Origin of the sequence: Vibrio sp. SSH13-20, assembly GCF_040104475.1 — a bacterium.
GTDB classification, from domain to species: Bacteria; Pseudomonadota; Gammaproteobacteria; order Enterobacterales; family Vibrionaceae; genus Vibrio; species Vibrio harveyi.
Map to the genome: position 1 here is coordinate 138,221 of NZ_JBECOU010000002.1, position 18,904 is coordinate 157,124.

At 45.3% G+C, this 18,904-nt stretch carries 18 protein-coding genes; 15 read left to right on the forward strand and 3 right to left on the reverse strand.

From position 1 onward, the window contains the following. Positions 1–212: 212 nt before the first annotated feature. Together ABMY42_RS05855 and ABMY42_RS05860 are read left to right on the forward strand one after the other, a co-directional pair. On the forward strand, positions 213–740 hold the full coding sequence (locus ABMY42_RS05855; RefSeq protein WP_005431915.1) for an SCP2 domain-containing protein: 528 nt from the start codon (positions 213–215) through the stop codon (positions 738–740). Next, on the forward strand, positions 724–1,227 hold the full coding sequence (locus tag ABMY42_RS05860; RefSeq protein ID WP_038898002.1) for an N-acetyltransferase: 504 nt from the start codon (positions 724–726) through the stop codon (positions 1,225–1,227). The genes ABMY42_RS05855 and ABMY42_RS05860 overlap by 17 nt, the downstream gene beginning before the upstream one ends. 87 nt (positions 1,228–1,314) lie before the next feature. Here ABMY42_RS05860 and ABMY42_RS05865 read toward each other — a convergent pair whose 3' ends face one another. Next, complete coding sequence (locus ABMY42_RS05865) at positions 1,315–1,767, reverse strand: hypothetical protein (RefSeq protein WP_239923239.1); 453 nt, start codon at positions 1,765–1,767, stop codon at positions 1,315–1,317. 63 nt (positions 1,768–1,830) lie between these two features. Between ABMY42_RS05865 and ABMY42_RS05870 the strand changes: the two genes are divergently transcribed. The 11 genes from ABMY42_RS05870 (at position 1,831) to deoD (ending at position 13,176) form a co-directional block, all read left to right on the forward strand. Continuing rightward, entirely contained in the window at positions 1,831–2,229 is a 399-nt protein-coding gene (locus ABMY42_RS05870) for a DNA polymerase III subunit psi (RefSeq protein ID WP_005449132.1), read from the forward strand. Positions 2,230–2,241: 12 nt separating this feature from the next. Beyond that, positions 2,242–2,700, forward strand: a complete 459-nt coding sequence (gene rimI, locus ABMY42_RS05875) for a ribosomal protein S18-alanine N-acetyltransferase (RefSeq protein ID WP_017817701.1) — start codon at positions 2,242–2,244, stop codon at positions 2,698–2,700. 208 nt (positions 2,701–2,908) lie between these two features. Beyond that, positions 2,909–3,976 carry a GGDEF domain-containing protein gene (locus tag ABMY42_RS05880; RefSeq protein ID WP_009698716.1) on the forward strand — a complete coding sequence of 356 codons (1,068 nt, stop codon included), beginning with the start codon at positions 2,909–2,911 and terminating at the stop codon, positions 3,974–3,976. Between the two features lie 132 nt (positions 3,977–4,108). Beyond that, positions 4,109–5,698 carry a peptide chain release factor 3 gene (gene prfC, locus ABMY42_RS05885; protein ID WP_005449129.1) on the forward strand — a complete coding sequence of 530 codons (1,590 nt, stop codon included), beginning with the start codon at positions 4,109–4,111 and terminating at the stop codon, positions 5,696–5,698. Positions 5,699–5,821: 123 nt separating this feature from the next. Further along, positions 5,822–5,989, forward strand: coding sequence for a DUF5363 family protein (locus tag ABMY42_RS05890; protein WP_005449128.1), 168 nt, complete (start codon positions 5,822–5,824; stop codon positions 5,987–5,989). Beyond that, positions 5,976–6,749, forward strand: a complete 774-nt coding sequence (locus tag ABMY42_RS05895; RefSeq protein WP_349266121.1) for a TatD family hydrolase — start codon at positions 5,976–5,978, stop codon at positions 6,747–6,749. The genes ABMY42_RS05890 and ABMY42_RS05895 overlap by 14 nt, the downstream gene beginning before the upstream one ends. A 204-nt stretch (positions 6,750–6,953) precedes the next feature. Next, complete coding sequence (locus ABMY42_RS05900; RefSeq protein WP_005449124.1) at positions 6,954–8,237, forward strand: NupC/NupG family nucleoside CNT transporter; 1,284 nt, start codon at positions 6,954–6,956, stop codon at positions 8,235–8,237. A 580-nt stretch (positions 8,238–8,817) separates the two neighbouring features. Then, a complete protein-coding gene (gene deoC / locus ABMY42_RS05905; protein ID WP_005449122.1) occupies positions 8,818–9,594 on the forward strand; it encodes a deoxyribose-phosphate aldolase in 777 nt (258 codons plus the stop codon). A gap of 98 nt (positions 9,595–9,692) precedes the next feature. Beyond that, on the forward strand, positions 9,693–11,021 hold the full coding sequence (gene deoA / locus ABMY42_RS05910) for a thymidine phosphorylase (RefSeq protein WP_005449121.1): 1,329 nt from the start codon (positions 9,693–9,695) through the stop codon (positions 11,019–11,021). 68 nt (positions 11,022–11,089) lie between these two features. Then, positions 11,090–12,310: a phosphopentomutase gene (locus tag ABMY42_RS05915; RefSeq protein WP_272759784.1), complete on the forward strand. Its 1,221-nt coding sequence runs from the start codon at positions 11,090–11,092 to the stop codon at positions 12,308–12,310. A 146-nt stretch (positions 12,311–12,456) separates the two neighbouring features. Next, complete coding sequence (gene deoD / locus ABMY42_RS05920) at positions 12,457–13,176, forward strand: purine-nucleoside phosphorylase (protein WP_005449118.1); 720 nt, start codon at positions 12,457–12,459, stop codon at positions 13,174–13,176. A 91-nt stretch (positions 13,177–13,267) separates the two neighbouring features. Here deoD and ABMY42_RS05925 read toward each other — a convergent pair whose 3' ends face one another. Continuing rightward, entirely contained in the window at positions 13,268–13,873 is a 606-nt protein-coding gene (locus tag ABMY42_RS05925) for a YtjB family periplasmic protein (RefSeq protein WP_009698713.1), read from the reverse strand. 91 nt (positions 13,874–13,964) lie between these two features. Between ABMY42_RS05925 and serB the strand changes: the two genes are divergently transcribed. Then, positions 13,965–14,945, forward strand: coding sequence for a phosphoserine phosphatase (serB, locus tag ABMY42_RS05930; protein ID WP_061065361.1), 981 nt, complete (start codon positions 13,965–13,967; stop codon positions 14,943–14,945). 57 nt (positions 14,946–15,002) lie between these two features. Here serB and ABMY42_RS05935 read toward each other — a convergent pair whose 3' ends face one another. Continuing rightward, positions 15,003–17,351, reverse strand: coding sequence for a PilZ domain-containing protein (locus ABMY42_RS05935; protein WP_005449113.1), 2,349 nt, complete (start codon positions 17,349–17,351; stop codon positions 15,003–15,005). A 151-nt stretch (positions 17,352–17,502) separates the two neighbouring features. Here ABMY42_RS05935 and radA point away from each other — a divergent pair, with 151 nt between their 5' ends. Further along, entirely contained in the window at positions 17,503–18,882 is a 1,380-nt protein-coding gene (gene radA, locus ABMY42_RS05940) for a DNA repair protein RadA (protein ID WP_005439523.1), read from the forward strand. Positions 18,883–18,904 lie beyond the last annotated feature (22 nt).

Below are 18,904 nucleotides of genomic sequence, written 5' to 3' on the forward strand. Positions count from 1 at the left end.
CTATTTTGATAACTATAACTTTGAACATACCGTTATTAAAGCGTTTATCCACGTCTTCGCGTCAATAATACACGTAAGGTCAAAAAAACGACGCTTGGGTGAGTAAAACTGCCTATTTCTAAAACAAACAGATTTATTGATACATAACAGGTACTGGTATTACTCTATTGCGTAAGATAGACAACCTTATGACAAAGTAACGGATAATTAGCGTGTTAAACAAGATTCGCAGTCAACTAGTAAAGAACGCAGCATCAATTTTGCGATCTCCAGTCCAGTTATTGCCACAAACTGTTCAGAAAAAAGCCTTATTGGAAGGTTTAAAAATGGTGTTCAAAGAAGCCCTAGAAGATGGCGATTTTGAGTTCCTTGAAGACAAGTGGTTAAAAGTTGCGATTAAAGACTTGAACTTAGCATGGTACATCAGCTACCAAGATGAAAAATTAGTGGTAGCAGAGAAACCGGTTCAGGAAGATGTAAGCTTTAGTGGTAACCTTAACGACCTAGTACTTATTGCTGGTCGCAAAGAAGACCCTGATACGCTGTTCTTCCAACGTCGTCTTTCTATCGAGGGCGACACTGAGCTTGGCTTAGAAGTGAAAAACCTGATGGACAGTGTCGACTTAGAGCAGTTACCAAAAGCGATGCAAGTAGCACTGAACCAATTGGCTGACTTTGTTCAGAAAGGGGTTCAAGCGCCTGCACAAGAAACCGGAGTAGCGAATGCTTATTCGAACTGAAGCCCCTGCGGACATTCTCACCATTGACCGCTTATTAAAACACGCTTTTCCAACGGATGCGGAAGCCAACCTAGTGATGCGTTTACGTGAAAACGGTAAGCTCACTCTGTCTTTGGTGGCATGTACCGATGAAGGTGAAGTGGTTGGTCACGCGTTGTTTAGCCCTGTGACGTTGAATGGTGAAGATTTGTCATGGCAAGGTCTTGCGCCTTTGGCTGTACATGAAGATTACCGCCGCCAAGGCATTGCCGCTGAGTTAATCAAAGAAGGCTTTGATTCATTGCGTGATTTTGGTTACCCAGTGTGTGTGGTATTGGGTGAGCCGGATTACTATGCGCGCCAAGGCTTTACAGCCAGCGAAGAGATGGGCTTCGACTGTGCGTGGGAAGTACCGCAAGGTGCGTTCCGTGTAGCAGAATTGGTCGAAGGTCAGTGTGACGGACGCTCTGGTCGTATCGATTATTCGCCAGAGTTTTCTGAGCTATAATCGCCAATATTGAATGACAAAGCCCGCTGAAAAAAGCGGGCTTTGTTTTTGAGCCGATTTTTTGACTGGCAAAAGAGGAAAGGTGGATTAATCCTGTTCTTGGATGCGTTTTTTACCCCAAACTTCGATTTTTGCCTTTTTACTCATGCCAGCAGCATTCAATGTCATGTTACCCCAGCTTTTGTATTCCATCTCTAAACGTTTGAATTTCGCATCTTCAGAACCCGGCAGTGTCCAAGCGCGCGTCGACATGCCTTTGGTCAGAGTGCCAACCATGGTTTTGAGTTTTTTCTCGCTGCCATCGGTCATGGTCACTTTCATGTTCTTAATACTCATGGTGCCTTGAGTGCACTTAATTTTGATCTTGCTGAATTTACGGTTTTGAAACAGACCGTTTGGCTCTACTGTGTCGGTTTCTGTTTGGAAGTTCACGGTTTTCTCTGCGATCAGCTCCCAACCATCGTTGCTATCCTTAGCGAATGCGGTAAAGCTGGTGGTGGCGATAAGTAACGTAATAGCGATTGATTGGAAAAGCTTCATAACACCTCTGACTTTAAATGCGAAATTTTGATAGGATTGCCTCGTTCAAATAGGTGACAAAAGATGTCAATTAACGAGAAACAATATTTACATGAAATGGGGATCAGCACTTGGGAGCTGAGTCACCCAGAAAGGCTGGAAGGCTATCAATCGCCATTATTGGATTTGCAAAGTTCTTGTAAACTCCTATTGGTATCGCCAACGTGTCCAGAAAACGAGACAGCTTTGATGTTTGAGCGTGTTTTAAAAAGCATTAAGCTCACGCTTGACGACGCACTGCACCTAGAGCCTGAACGCTTATCCATGCTGGGTGAGCATCAACTAGAGTGGGTGTGGTTCGCAGGCTGTGAGGCAGATGCCAGCATCAATGCCAAGCAACTGACTTCACCGCTATTACAAGATATTGATGGCAACAACGAACAACGCCGTGCATTGTGGCAACAAATCTGTTCGTACTCTTAACGGAGCTAACGCGTGACAATTGAAATTACGCTGATGGGTGCGGAGCACCTTGACCAAGTTTGGCAAATCGAGCAGCAAGCGCATTCTCACCCTTGGGCAGAATCTTTGGTTCGTGATTTATCCAGTCGCGGTGCTTGTCATCATGTGATGCTGGAAGGTACTCAGGTGGTGGGTTACTTCTATGGGCAGAATATTGTTGGGGAAGTGACGTTATTGAATATTGCCGTAGCGCCATCTCATCAAGGCAAAGGGCTTGGGCAAAAATTACTAGATGCGTTTATCGAATACTGCGAGCAAGCCAAAGCAGAAAGCGCTTGGTTGGAGGTACGTGAAAGCAACCACCCGGCAATCCATATTTATGAGCAAGCGGGTTTTAATGAAGTGGATCGTCGTTACAACTATTACCCAGCTAAAACGGGTAATGGGAAAGAAGATGCCATCATCATGAGCTACCTGTTTTTTAATGAGTAAGGTCTGTGGATAGCAAATAAATTGCACACACCTTAAGTTCATCGTCACATTAATAAGCCTCGGAATTCCCGAGGCTTTTTACTTTCTGGCATTTTACTTCATCCTTTTGACCGATTTGCCAAGCTTATTTTTGTTCGCTTTATTACCATGTAGGTTATAAGTTTATAAATTATATGAAACAAGATCTTGTCGGGAGGAAGAATTTACGATGCCGTATCCGCAAAAATTCGATACTCCTGTTGCTCAGTTGTTTGATGAGCAGAGTAGGGGAACTGTTCTAACCGTCTTAATGTTGGTGACCTTGGCGACATTTGTGCCACTTGGTATTAAAAATCTCCTGATTGGGGAGACATTCCTTGGGTGTGTTTTACTGGCTTTCCAACTGAGTTTCATTATTGAGTTTGCTGCATTGTTTATCCTTGGTGAAAGTAAAATTGGATATCGTATTCCACTGTTTTTGCTTTGGTTATCAGTGGTTTTAAGTGTGCATATCTTTGGCATCATCGCGACGTATTGGGTATTTCCGGTCATTGTGGCTTTGGTATTTATCATCCCGAGTAAAGATGCGTTGGTTACCAATGGGTGGATCATAGCTGGCTGTACATTCTCTGCTTGGTATCAACTTGAATGGAGCATCACTTTACGTTTTGTTGTTGCGGTAATTTGCTGCGCCATAGTTGCGCATGTGGCAGTGCATAAAATTGTTGAGTTGCAGGATAGGTTGAAGTTTCTTTCTACTAGAGACTCGATGACAGGTGCTCTTAATCGAGGGCAGTTAGAAGCTTTTCTTCTACGAGCCTTAGATGAAAAAAGAAGCGGTACCACCTCTTCAATAGCAGTCATTGATATTGACCATTTTAAACAGGTAAATGATTTGTACGGTCATGATGTTGGGGATGAGGTGATAAGTCAGATCGTTACAACGCTCAATGACTATTCAAGAGAGTACGATTTGCTGTTTCGATTGGGGGGAGATGAGTTCTTGATCTTGTTTGAAGGACTTTCCGATCAAACCGCGCAATTTATGATGAGTAGCATCAGCGATAAGGTGCGCGCCAAACATTATCCTCGCCATGCAAAAGTGTCTTTGAGTGTGGGCATTTCTGAGTGCTTGCTCGATGATGACACACCAGATCTTTGGCTAAAGCGTGCTGACATTGCTTTGTACGATGCAAAGCAAAATGGGCGGGACCAAATTGTAGTGGCTTCTACCATTGCTGCTGAAGTCGAATTGCTCGACTGGCAGGACGAAGCTCAGCAACGTAGTTATCTATAAACTCGCGAGGACAAACTCACGAGGAAAGTTGCCCCTAAAGCAATAATAAGCGAGAATACCGCGCAATATTGAATCGAATAAAGCTTGTTTGAATTTCGAGCAAGTCATCAGACATCAAAGAAGACCAGTTTCATGTCAAATACACCTTTTCTAGGCGAAGTTTCTAAGCGTAGAACGTTCGCTATTATTTCTCACCCGGATGCGGGTAAAACCACCATTACTGAAAAAGTACTGTTATTCGGAAACGCGATCCAAAAAGCAGGTACGGTTAAAGGTCGTGGTAACGCACAGCACGCAAAATCAGACTGGATGGAAATGGAAAAGGAACGTGGTATCTCGGTTACTACTTCTGTAATGCAGTTCCCTTACAACGATTGTCTGGTAAACCTACTTGATACTCCTGGACACGAAGACTTCTCGGAAGATACTTACCGTACTCTAACGGCAGTTGACTCATGTCTGATGGTTATCGATGCAGCGAAAGGTGTTGAGGACCGTACTCGTAAACTAATGGAAGTTACACGTCTACGTGATACGCCAATCGTAACCTTCATGAACAAACTTGACCGCGACGTTCGTGATCCAATGGAAGTATTGGATGAAGTAGAAAACGAATTGGGCATGATGTGTGCGCCAATCACATGGCCAATCGGCTGTGGTAAAGAGTTTAAAGGTGTTTACCACATTCACCGTGACGAAACGATTCTGTACGAATCAGGTCATGGTCATGAGATCCAAGAAGTTCGCATCATCAAAGGTCTAGACAATCCAGAGCTAGACGAAAAAGTAGGTGAAAGCCTAGCAGAAAGCGTTCGTGAAGAGCTTGAACTTGTCATGGGCGCATGCCCTGAGTTTGACTTAGAGTTATTCCTAACGGGTGAACTAACGCCAGTTTACTTTGGTACGGCACTGGGTAACTTTGGTGTTGACCACATGCTAGATGGTCTGACGGAGTGGGCTCCTGCACCGAAAACGCGTCAAGCAGTTGAGCGTGATGTTGAAGCAACAGAAGACAAGTTCTCTGGTTTCGTATTTAAGATCCAAGCTAACATGGATCCAAAACACCGTGACCGTATTGCCTTCATGCGTATCGTATCGGGCACTTACACGCAAGGCATGAAGATGAACCACGTTCGTCTTGGCAAGCAAGTGAGTATTTCAGATGCGGTAACCTTTATGGCGGGTGACCGTTCTCGTGCAGAGCACGCTTACGCGGGTGACATTATTGGTCTACACAACCACGGCACTATCCAAATTGGTGACACTTTCACTCAAGGTGAAGCGCTGAAGTTCTCTGGTATTCCAAACTTTGCTCCGGAATTGTTCCGTCGTATTCGTCTAAAAGATCCATTGAAGCAGAAGCAGCTACTAAAAGGTCTGGTTCAGCTGTCTGAAGAAGGTGCGGTACAGGTATTCCGTCCATTGCAAAACAACGACCTTATCGTAGGTGCGGTTGGTGTACTTCAGTTTGACGTGGTTGTAGCTCGTTTGAAGTCAGAATACAACGTTGAAGCGATCTATGAAGGCGTGAACGTGGCAACTGCTCGTTGGGTTGAGTGTGGCGATGCGAAGAAACTGGATGAGTTCCAGCGTAAGAACCAAACGAACCTAGCATTGGACGGTGGCGATAACCTAACTTACATTGCACCGACCATGGTTAACCTAAACCTAGCGCAAGAGCGTTTCCCTGATATCGATTTCCGTGCGACACGTGAGCACTAATCGAATCTAACTCGCTTTACATCGCGTACTAGATTATAAGCCGCCGTTAGCTATACACTTAGTTAACGGCGGTTTTTTTTATTTGGTTTGGAAAGAACTCTATGAGCTAAAAAAGGGTGTGTAATGAACTGGTTTAAAAAAGGACTTAAACGCTACGATGATTGGTGCAAAGAGATGGGACTAACACCCGATCAAAAGCGCAGTTGCGTGCCGTACAAACAAGACCCAGCTAATGAGCCATCTTCAACAAAGAAAGAAGAGCAAGAGAAGCCAAGTAATGAAACTATTTGATACTCATTGCCACTTTGACTTCGATGTCTTCCAAGATGACTTTGCATATCAAGTTGAGCTTGCGCGTGAGCAAGGAGTAGAGCGCATCCTTATTCCGTCTGTCGGGCCAAGTAATTGGACTCGCATTCAAGACCTCGCCAATCAATATTCTCATCTCTATTATGCGCTGGGTTTTCATCCCTATTTTCTCCAACAAGAGTTTGAGCAATTTGCTCCAGAGTTGGAATCATTGCTTTCTTCGTCCAACCGGCAATGCGTTGCAATAGGAGAGTGCGGTTTGGATTTCGCCATCGAAGTGCTGGTTGAGCGACAAGAGCGCGCGCTTGAGTTGCAATTTGAGCTAGCAAAGCGGTTTGATTTACCGGTGATCCTGCACAGCCGCAAAGCGCACAATCGACTTATTCAAATGGTCAAAGCGGCACATTTACCAAAAGGTGGGGTGTTGCATGCGTTCTCAGGCAGCTACCAACAGGCGATGGAATGGGTTCGATTAGGATTTTCGATTGGCGTCGGAGGCACTATTACGTATCCGAGAGCTAACAAAACTCGCGACGCAATTCAAAGATTACCCCTTGAACATCTCGTCTTAGAAACGGATGCCCCAGATATGCCTATACTTGGTTATCAGGGTGAGCCGAATCATCCCTTACAACTTATTCATGTTCTCAATGAATTGGCTTCTTTACATAGAAAAAGCAAGCAATCGATTGCTTCTCAGCTGTGGGAAAATAGCAATTCTGCTTTCTTTATATGTGAATAAAATCTAAAGAAGCTGTTTAAAAGCGAAAACGTTTTCCTGCTTATTGTGAGTTGACTCACAAACGAGAGTGAATCAATGATGAATCTTATAAGAAAGTGTGAGGGTGGCATTACTTTAATTGATTCTGCATGAGTATAATTGCCCCCGCTTTATAGCTCCATTTTGTAACACGCCAACAAATAACTTATAAGGAAGTCATAAACTATGAGCCTGTTTATGAGCCTAGTCGGTATGGTAGTGCTTCTTGCTATCGCATTTGCATTTTCCAATAACCGTAAAGCTATCAATCTAAGAACTGTGGGTGGCGCATTTGCTATCCAATTCATCCTAGGTGCATTCGTTCTTTACGTACCTTGGGGCCGTGATCTACTAAACGGTTTCTCTACTGGTGTTTCTAACGTTATCAACTACGGTAACAACGGTTCATCATTCCTATTCGGTGGTCTTGTTTCTGACAAGATGTTCGAAGTATTCGGCGGCGGCGGCTTCATCTTCGCATTCCGCGTTCTTCCTACACTGATCTTCTTCTCAGCACTGATTTCAGTTCTTTACTACATTGGCGTAATGCAGTGGGTTATCAAGATTCTTGGTGGTGCACTACAAAAAGCGCTTGGCACTTCTCGTGCGGAATCAATGTCTGCAGCAGCTAACATTTTCGTAGGTCAAACTGAAGCACCTCTTGTTGTTCGTCCTTTCGTTCCAAAAATGACTCAATCTGAGCTATTTGCGGTAATGTGTGGTGGTCTAGCATCTGTAGCTGGTGGTGTACTAGCAGGTTACGCTTCAATGGGTGTACCTCTAGAGTACCTAGTAGCAGCATCATTCATGGCAGCACCAGGTGGTCTACTATTCGCTAAGATTCTTCACCCAGAGACTGATCAGCCTCACGAAGACATCGAAGAAGCAATGGACGGTGGCGACGACAAACCAGCTAACGTAATCGACGCAGCAGCGGGCGGTGCGGCTTCTGGTCTACAACTAGCACTAAACGTTGGTGCAATGCTAATCGCGTTCGTAGGTCTGATTGCGCTTGTTAACGGTATGCTAGGTGGCATCGGCGGTTGGTTCGGTATGCCTGAACTGACTCTAGAACTAATCCTAGGTTACGCGTTCTCTCCACTAGCATTCCTAATCGGTGTTCCTTGGGACGAAGCAGTTGTTGCTGGTTCATTCATCGGTCAGAAACTAGTTATTAACGAATTCGTTGCTTACTTGAACTTCACACCTTACCTAGGTGACAGCGCTCAAGTAGTTGCGGCAACTGGTGAAGTAATGTCTGAGAAGACTACAGCTATCATCTCATTCGCACTATGTGGCTTCGCGAACCTTTCTTCTATCGCGATCCTACTTGGTGGTCTAGGTAGCCTTGCACCAAACCGTCGTTCAGATATCGCTCGCATGGGTATTAAAGCAGTTCTTGCTGGTACGTTGTCTAACCTAATGGCAGCGACTATCGCAGGCTTCTGCCTTAGCCTTGCAGCATTTTAATTAGAATCGGTTCTTAATATATAGACGCCGTTTTAAACCATGCCCTGTAGCAAGAGATTGCTGCGGGGCATTTTTCGTTTTTTGGACCTGAAAACTTAACCGCACGTAGGTCTACGTGAGTGGCTTACGCAGTCGGTGGAATAGGGGCTGGAAAATTTTGAGATACAAACCGTTTGCGCTCTATTTGGTGCTACAGTTTTGCGGTGAATATCTATAATGTAGTAATCACGAGATCGTGGTTATGATAACCACTTAATCATAGAGTGAATATTACATACTCGATGGGCAAATGAATTGCCCTCAATATCAAATCAAACAAGCGTTTTATTGTTTGATGTGATATTAAAGACACCGCAATCATAGATTGTTGTGCCATAGGCCAAACTGGTACTGTGCGGTGACAAGGATAGCAATTGGCATATGACTTTTTCGCAGTATATGCCGAGTCTTCAGGGAACCAAGTCCGTTCATAAATAGACTGTTTAGCCAATTTCTCACACTGTCTCGACTTGTTGATTATAGTTAGAGAAGTGATGTGAGGCTGAGTAGTGAATTTTTTGAATATTGATCGGAGATAGAAATGAGCGATTTAAAAGCAGCAGCGCTACGTGCACTGAAACTTATGGACCTTACTACGCTAAATGATGATGACACTGATGCAAAAGTGATCTCACTATGTCATGACGCGAAATCTGCAGTAGGCAACACAGCTGCAATTTGTATTTACCCTCGCTTTATTCCTATTGCTAAGAAGACACTTCGTGAGCAAGGCACGCCAGAAGTTCGTATCGCAACAGTAACGAACTTCCCACACGGTAACGACGATATTGAAATCGCTGTTGCTGAAACAAAAGCGGCTGTCGCTTACGGTGCAGACGAAGTTGACGTAGTTTTCCCATACCGCGCTCTAATGGCGGGTGATGAGAAAGTGGGCTTCGAGCTAGTTAAGCAATGTAAAGAAGCTTGTGGTGACATCCTTCTTAAAGTGATCATCGAAACTGGTGAACTTAAAGAAGAAGCGCTAATCAAGAAAGCATCTCAAATCTGTATTGAAGCAGGTGCTGACTTCATTAAAACTTCAACTGGTAAAGTGCCAGTAAACGCAACGCCTGAATACGCTCGCATGATGCTTGAAGTTATTCGTGACATGGGTGTTGCAGAAACTGTTGGTTTCAAACCAGCAGGTGGTGTGCGTACTGCTGAAGATGCAGCGGCATACCTAGCAATGGCTGACGAAATCCTAGGTGATAACTGGGTTGATGCTCGTCATTACCGTTTCGGTGCGTCTAGCCTGCTTACAAACCTACTAAATACATTAGAAGTATCGGACGAAGTCGCTGATCCAACAGCGTACTAATTCCAACAATACGTCTGAACGGTAGCACCAACTTTGGTGCTACCAAACCTCTTCTATCCTACTTATACCATGGCTCAAAATGAGCTTGGGAGGCACTAATGTATTTACCACAAGAAATTATCCGTAAAAAACGTGACGGCGAAGTTCTAACAGCCGACGAAATCAACTTCTTCATTCAAGGCGTAGCGAACAACAGTGTATCTGAAGGTCAGATCGCTGCATTTGCTATGACAATCTTCTTCAATGAAATGACGATGCCAGAACGTATCGCACTAACGTGTGCAATGCGTGATTCAGGTATGGTTATCGATTGGAGCCACATGAACTTTGGTGGTCCAATTGTCGATAAGCACTCTACCGGTGGTGTGGGTGACGTAACTTCTCTAATGCTTGGTCCAATGGTGGCTGCATGTGGTGGTTTCGTACCAATGATCTCTGGTCGTGGTCTTGGCCATACTGGCGGTACGCTGGATAAGCTTGAGTCTATCCCTGGCTACAACATCACGCCAACAAACGATGTATTCGGCCAAGTGACCAAAGATGCTGGTGTGGCTATCATCGGTCAAACGGGTGATCTTGCTCCTGCGGATAAGCGTGTTTACGCGACTCGCGATATCACGGCTACTGTAGACAACATTTCACTAATCACGGCGTCGATTTTATCGAAGAAGCTTGCTGCTGGTCTTGAATCTCTAGTGATGGACGTAAAAGTTGGCTCTGGTGCATTCATGCCAACTTATGAAGCGTCTGAAGAGCTAGCAAAATCAATCGTTGCGGTAGCAAACGGTGCAGGCACTAAGACAACTGCTATCCTAACGGACATGAACCAAGTCTTGGCGTCTTCTGCGGGTAACGCAGTGGAAGTGCGTGAAGCGGTTCGCTTCCTAACAGGTGAATACCGTAACCCACGTCTACTTGAAGTAACAATGGCGTCATGTGCAGAAATGCTGGTACTTGGCAAACTTGCTGAGAACACAGAAGACGCACGTGCAAAACTGATGGAAGCGCTAGACAACGGCAAAGCTGCTGAGTGCTTCGGTAAGATGGTTGCTGGTCTAGGTGGTCCTGCGGACTTCGTAGAAAACTACGATAACTACCTAGAAAAAGCAGAAATTATTAAACCTGTATACGCAACAGAAACTGGCGTTGTATCTGCGATGGACACTCGTGCTATCGGCATGGCTGTTGTTTCAATGGGCGGCGGTCGTCGCGTTGCGACAGATGAAATCGACTACGCAGTTGGTTTCGATAACTTCATCCGTCTAGGTGAAGTAGCAGATAGCGATAAACCTCTTGCGGTTATTCATGCTCGCACTGAAGAGCAATGGGAAGAAGCCGCTAAAGCACTTCGCAGTGCAATCACTGTAGGTGGTGAGTACACACCAACTCCAGAGGTTTACCGTCAAATCCGTGCAGAAGATCTTTAATCGAATAAGTAATTACACAAGGCCTACTCAACCATAATAAGAAGCCGAGTGGGCCTAAGGAACGAGCAATGAAAAGAGCATTTATTTTAGTACTAGACTCATTCGGCATCGGCGCAGCTGCAGATGCAGAACAATTTGGTGATGTAGGTTCAGACACATTAGGTCATATTGCAGACCAGTGTGAGCAAGGCTTAGCAGATAACGATCAACGTAAAGGTGCACTTCGTCTTCCAAACCTATCTAAGTTAGGTTTGGCAATGGCACATAAAGAGTCAACAGGTCGCTTCGCACCTGGCCTAGACGCAGATGCAGAAATCATTGGTGCGTACGGTCACGCAGCAGAGCTTTCTTCAGGTAAAGATACTCCATCTGGTCACTGGGAAATCGCTGGTGTGCCTGTTCTGTTTGATTGGGGCTACTTCAATGATAAAGCGAACAGCTTCCCGAAAGAGCTGACTGACCGCATCCTTGAGCGTGCGGGTTTAGACGGCTTCCTAGGTAACTGCCATGCATCAGGTACTCAAGTATTGGATGACCTTGGTGAAGAGCACATGAAGACAGGTCAGCCAATTTTTTACACGTCTGCTGACTCTGTATTCCAAATTGCATGTCACGAAGAGACTTTCGGTCTAGACCGTCTACTAGAGCTTTGCCAAATTGCACGTGAAGAGCTAGAAGATTACAACATCGGTCGTGTTATTGCGCGTCCTTTCATTGGTCCTGGTAAAGGTCAATTTGAACGTACGGGTAACCGTCGTGACCTTTCTGTTGAGCCACCATCAGCAACTGTTCTTCAGAAGCTAGTTGATGAGAAGCAAGGTGATGTGGTTTCTATCGGTAAGATCGCTGATATTTACGCGAACTGCGGCATCACTAAGAAAGTGAAAGCGACAGGTATCCCTGCATTGTTCGAAGCAACACTAGAGCAAATCAAAGAAGCGGGTGACAACACTATCGTATTCACTAACTTTGTAGACTTCGACTCAGCGTACGGTCACCGTCGTGACGTAGCGGGTTATGCTGCGGCACTTGAGTATTTCGATGGTCGTATCAACGAAGTGCTAGAGCTAATGGAAGAAGACGATGTTCTTATCCTAACGGCAGACCACGGTTGTGATCCAACATGGCCTGGTACTGACCATACTCGTGAGCACATCCCAGTGATTGTTTATGGTAAGAAAGTACCAGCGGGCTCACTAGGTCGTCGTGATAGCTTTGCAGATATCGGTCAAACATTGGCAAGTTACTTCGGTACATCACCAATGGACTACGGTAAGAACTTCCTATAATTATGTAGGTTTTGAAAACTAGGAGCTTGATTGCTCCTAGTTTTATGTTGGCAGCATGAAAATGTTGCTTGTCGGAAATGAGAATATTCTAGCCAAAACCGCCAGTAGCAGTGCGGATCGCTAGAGACAGGTTAAGGAAAAGAAACATGGCAACTCCACATATCAACGCAGAAATGGGTGCATTCGCAGACGTTGTTCTAATGCCGGGTGACCCGCTACGTGCTAAATACATTGCAGAGACTTTCCTTGAAGATGTAGTTCAAGTATGTGACGTTCGTAATATGTTCGGTTACACCGGCACTTACAAAGGTCGTAAGATCTCAGTAATGGGTCACGGTATGGGTATTCCATCATGTTCAATCTACGTGACTGAGCTAATCAAAGACTTCGGTGTGAAGAAAGTGATTCGTGTAGGTAGCTGTGGCGCAGTGAACGAAGATATCAAAGTACGTGATGTTGTTATCGGCATGGGCGCTTGTACTGATTCTAAAGTTAACCGCATCCGCTTTAAAGGTCATGACTTTGCCGCTATTGCTGACTACAAAATGGTTCGCGCAGCAGAAGAAGCAGCGAAAGCTCGCGGCGTAGACGTAAAAGTAGGTAACCTGTTCTCAGCAGAACTGTTCTACACGCCAGATCCAGAAATGTTCGACGTAATGGACAAGTACGGTATCGTAGGTGTTGAAATGGAAGCGGCTGGTATCTACGGCGTTGCTGCTGAGTACGGCGCGAAAGCTCTGACTATCTGTACTGTTTCTGACCACATCAAAACTGGCGAGCAAACCACATCAGACGAACGTCAAACTACGTTCAACGACATGATGCTAATCGCACTTGATTCAGTATTGCTAGGTGATGAAGAGTAAGGGCGAACAGCCTTCTATTCTTTTGCTTATCAGCATAAAAAAACAGCCCGCATCATGCGGGCTGTTTTATTTTGATAAATTGGTTTTTGAACTACTTGGTTAGCAATAGGTTTTCACCTTTTTTACGGCGGATCGGCTGTCTGCGTAAAATCATGATGAACAGCATGCCACATGCAAAGCTCATCAGTACCATCATGTACATGTAACGATCACTTTTACGGTAGTGATGATCAGAGATTGCCGTTACACGACCGGTTTCAAAAGTCACTCGTACAAAGCCAATCACTGCGCCATCTGCCAGTACCGGTTCAACGAGCTGCTGACGTCCAATCGACGCTGTCGCAAGTGGCGTATCTAATCCAAGTACCTCTCGTACAGACAGCGCTTCTTTGCTGGATGCAAGACGCACACCTTGCGCGTCATAGATGGTCGCATCGAATACCAGACGGTCTTGTGCTAACTGATTCGTCAGTTTAAGCAGACGCTCTTGGTCTTTATTTATGATCATTTCACTGGCAGATAACGACGCCTGTGAAATCAAAACTTTGGTCAGGGTTTCAAGCTGCTGCGCTTGTATCTTCTCATTACCCTTACTGATGACGACACTGTTTTTGATGGTGACAAATAGCATCACACACAGCAGTATCAGCGCCAGAATTCGTAGGGCATTCCTTACTGAGAATAAGGATTCACTCATGCTCTTTACTCGTCCATTCAAAACAAAACAAAGACTTGCCTTTTTAGCTTGTTGAGGTAACGTTTTAGCAAAGTCACAAGGGATTATATACATGGACGCGTCAAAAAGCTTGCCTATCAGAAGGCATACGACTCTTTTAAAACGACTACCCGAAACTCGCTTTGCTACTCAGCTCGATAAAGCCAAGGCTAACTGGATTGTATTTGGTGAGCACCTTGAGCCTCGCAATTTTGAAGACATAGATTTTTTTACCGGCTTCTACAACCCAATTTTAGATACTTGGAAGGTAGGTCAGTATGAAGTGGCATTGATGGCGGGTAACCTTACGTCAGAGCATGAAACCATTCTGAAAAGCTTAAATCTGGATTACGCTTCTTTAAATGAAGTACCGGATCTTTCTGCGCCGGGTTTGGTTGTGTTTGATATGGATTCAACGGCGATTCAAATCGAGTGTATCGACGAGATTGCTAAACTTGCCGGTGTAGGCGAAGAAGTCGCCGAAGTCACCGAACGAGCCATGCAAGGTGAGCTGGACTTTGAACAAAGTTTACGTCAGCGCGTTGGTAAGCTGAAAGGGGCTGATGAAGCCATTCTTGAGCAGGTACGAAGCCAACTGCCATTCATGCCAGACTTCGAAGCGTTGATTACAACCTTCAATGCATTGGGGTGGAAGACTGCGATTGCCTCTGGTGGATTCACTTACTTCTCCGACTTTATTAAAGACAAAGTGGGATTGGATTTTGCGCAATCCAACCAACTAGAAATTGTTGATGGCAAATTGACGGGTGAAGTGCTTGGCGATGTTGTATCTGCCCAAACCAAAGCTGACATTTTGGTAGAGCTTGCAGAAGAGTACGAGATTGAGCAACACAATACCGTCGCAGTCGGTGACGGTGCAAATGATCTGGTGATGATGTCTGCTGCAGGGCTGGGTGTGGCTTATCACGCTAAACCTAAAGTTGAAGAGCAAGCGCAAACTGCCGTTCGATTCGTAGGTCTAGGTGGTGTGCTGTGTATTCTTTCTGGTGCTTTAGTTAAGCAGCAGAAAATCAGTTGGAAAGCGAAACCATAATCTGGGTTTTCACGACGAAACACGATAGAAAAACACCGCCAGTTTGGCGGTGTTTTGTTATTCAGTCAGTTCTAATCGCACGATCACTTCTTCAGTAATGTCTTCAAATTCGCTGTAGCCAACTAGTGCGGTCAGCTCTTTTTCTAGTTTACTGGCTTGATGAACCCCAAATTGGGTTAAATCACTCAAATCTTGGCGCAGCAAAGAAGTCATCGGATCAAAGATTGGCGCGGTAGAAATACGGGTTGCGTAAAACTCACCCATCATGCGGGCTTTCTTTATGAACTGAATACGTTCTTTGACACTGGTAAAGTCTTGTTGCAGCTTCGACTCTAGCCCAGTGATTTTGCTACCAACTTTCGCCACGCTGATGTAAACATCTTGATGTCTCGCCTGAGCGCCATCAATACGTTTAATTGGTTCGGCGATCAGAGTGCTAGATCGTCCCTTAAATAATGGTTCGAGAGAGAACTGCTGATTGTGACCAAGGCGTGCGTATAACTCGATGTGCTTCGCTAATGGGAAGTTGACACCAATAACGGGAGTTTTCACCGAAGAGGCTGCGCTTTTACTAATAAAGATTGGCGTACTCAAAATACGTGAGAGTAGGACACTGTGCAGCCTTTCCAACAATGCGTTACTTGGCAGCATCTCTTTTTGTGGGATGAGTTTGTCTTGGTTGTGCTCGATAATGCTATTGAAGAAAGCAATAACACGCATGGTTTTGCTGTCTTCATCTATGACCAGTTGCACGCTACGACCATCGGGACTCACCCGAATAATCCGATAAGGGACTTCTGAAAGAGGCAATTTCTTATCGTATAACTGTAGCTCTCGGAAGTTGATGCGTACTTCTTGCCCTGAGCGTAATTCCGTCGGCTCATCCAAGCGTAAGCCCAAGCCTCGCTTAGAGATATCCATGGTAAAGCCTGCAGCTTTCGCACTTCCGGTATTAAGCACTAAAGGGGTTTTGAAGCGATAACGGGGCTCTTTTCGACGAGATTGGGCGTCAAAGTAAATACCTTTTGGATTGCCGATGATCTTACGTGGATGGCGAAAAGCATTAAGTGTATTCGCAGGCACGCGAGGTTTTTCAGTAAGCAAATAATCCTGTCCAGACTTCTCATCGGCAATTTCTTGCAAAATGCCTACGTGGGTCAGTTTTTGCGAACTTTCGGCTAACTCAGAAGAAAACGCAGCAAGGTCTTCTTTTTCTTGTTGAGACAGTTCAAAAATCGAAATGCGGAAAGCACGCCAACTGGCGCGTTTGGCTCCCAGGTGCCAGAACAATTGACGCTGCTCTCTGGTCGCTTCTGGGCGCAGCATTGAATAGAAGTACGTTTTGTTGTCATGCTCATGAGTAAAGGAATAGAGCACGTTGGTAGCCCCTTTGACCCCTGGCGCAATTAACGAAGCCATCCTTTTCGGATTGAACAACGAACCAAATACTTGCTGGTTACGCTCATCATGCCAGTATTGCCACATCTTTTGGTTATTTGGTGTCAGCATTGCGAGCTTGAGTTCGCTGCCTTCAAAAAACAGAGGGAGGTTGCTGGTGTGCTTCAGGGCTATATGTTCGTAACCACGCGTGCGAGCGCGAATGATTTTATCTTGGTTATCATGACGAGCACGTTTTGCAGCGCTGTTGAGAGCTTCATCAATCAAGCGAGCAACGACATTGGTCTCGGTCAAGCGAATGGTTCTTAGATAACGAACAGCATCGTTCTCGTAGCAATCATCCACTGCGAGCACACGATAAGTGATTGGCTTTTCAACGCCGGCAACCTGAGATTTGCTGGCAAACTCGGTAAAGGTAACTTGAATGACTTCGCCCAAGCTGTATTTGAATGCACTTGGGACTTTGAATTTTGCTCCAGAGCTAGAAAGGTCAATACTCAGACCGTGGATCACTTGGCTTTTTGAGCGAATGATTTCTACCTGAGACTGTACTTTTAAGCGCTTTTCTTGGCGCTTTAAGTCGTAACCAAGATGAACCGGTTCGGCAAGGAATGGACTTTTAGGGTCGGTCAGCGATTGTTCTTCATTCTTACCGTTGTTTTTACTCATTACACGAAAGTTGTTACGTGTATTGACCAAGGCTTCCCACATGCCTTCAGTGTAAGCACCGAATTTTTTTAAGTTTTTGTGGTAAGCGTTGAAAGCGACGTCATCCAACCAATGAGGGATGCCATCTAATAAGTATTCACGACATTCACCTTTCACTCGACCTCGCAAATCAATGCTTTTCTTGCAAGGTGCCATGACACGGTTGAGTTCCATCTTTACAAGAATTTTGGCCGATGGCGGTTCCCCCTCGGTCAATTGACCAAGGACGAAGTCAAAGTCATCAGAGCCATAAACTGGGATGAGTCGTTCTGCGAGCGAGAGAATTTCAGATTGCTGCATTATTTCTGTTAAAGTATGTCGTTATTCGAATTATATCGGCTAAGCAAAGCAAAACTTGAGTATATCAAGAGTTCATGTCCAATAAGGTCAGACATGGCAGTGTTTGGTCACATTTGTTGAAAAAACCGAATGTTGAAAAAATCGAGGCATCATGGCGAAAGCAAAACGAGCGTATGTTTGTAATGATTGTGGCGCAGATTTCCCACGTTGGCAGGGGCAGTGTAATGCGTGTGGTGCATGGAACACGATTACTGAAGTTCGTATTGCTGCATCGCCAACGGTAGCGCGCAATGAGCGCTTATCTGGTTATGCAGGCTCAGCGACGGAATCAAAAGTTCAGACGCTTTCCGAGATTGATCTGCAAGAAGTGCCGCGTTTCACCAGTGGGTTTAAAGAACTCGATCGTGTACTTGGCGGTGGTGTGGTTCCTGGTGCGGCGATTTTGATTGGTGGTAACCCAGGGGCAGGTAAGTCAACGTTACTTCTACAAACCATGTGTTTGTTGTCGGCGCAAATGCCTACGCTGTACGTAACGGGTGAGGAATCACTTCAGCAAGTTGCGATGCGTGCTTCCCGTCTTGGTTTGCCAAAAGAGCATTTAAAGATGCTGTCAGAAACGAATGTCGATAAGATCTGCCAAATTGCAGAGAAAGAGCAACCACGCATTATGGTTATCGACTCGATACAAGTTATGCACGTTTCTGATGTTCAATCCTCGCCGGGGAGTGTCGCTCAAGTACGTGAATCGGCAACCGCCTTGACGCGTTACGCAAAGCAAAACAATGTTGCTGTCTTTATTGTTGGTCACGTAACAAAAGATGGTACCCTTGCGGGACCTAAAGTACTTGAGCACATTATTGACTGCTCCGTCTTGCTAGATGGTGGGACTGATAGCCGTTTCCGTACGCTTCGTAGTCACAAAAACCGTTTTGGTGCAGTGAACGAGCTCGGTGTTTTTGCCATGACAGGGCAAGGGTTAAAAGAAGTGAACAACCCATCAGCGATCTTCCTTTCTCGTGGTGAAGAGGAGACGTCGGGTTCCTCCGTGATGGTTGTTTGGGAAGGTACGCGCCCTCTACTAGTAGAGATTCAAGCGCTAGTAGACTATTCACAACTGGCAAACCCACGTCGTGTCGCGGTTGGCTTAGAACAAAACCGTCTCTCTTTATTACTAGCGGTACTGCATAAGCATGGTGGTCTACAAATGGCAGACCAAGATGTATTTGTGAATGTCGTTGGTGGCGTCAAAGTCACAGAGACCAGTGCTGACCTTGCGTTAGTTATGGCGCTTTTATCGAGTTTCCGCGACCGTCCACTACCAAAAGATGTGGTGGTGTTTGGGGAAGTGGGCTTGGCGGGTGAGATTCGGCCTGTGCCAAGTGGGCAAGAGCGTTTGAATGAAGCGTTTAAGCACGGCTTTAAGAAAGCAATCGTTCCTGCAGCGAATATGCCCAAGGGCGGTATTCCTGGTATGCAAATCCACGGCGTGAAAAAACTATCGGAAGCTATCGAAGCATTTGATGAGTTGTAAACGCTATCTTGTGCCCCAATTC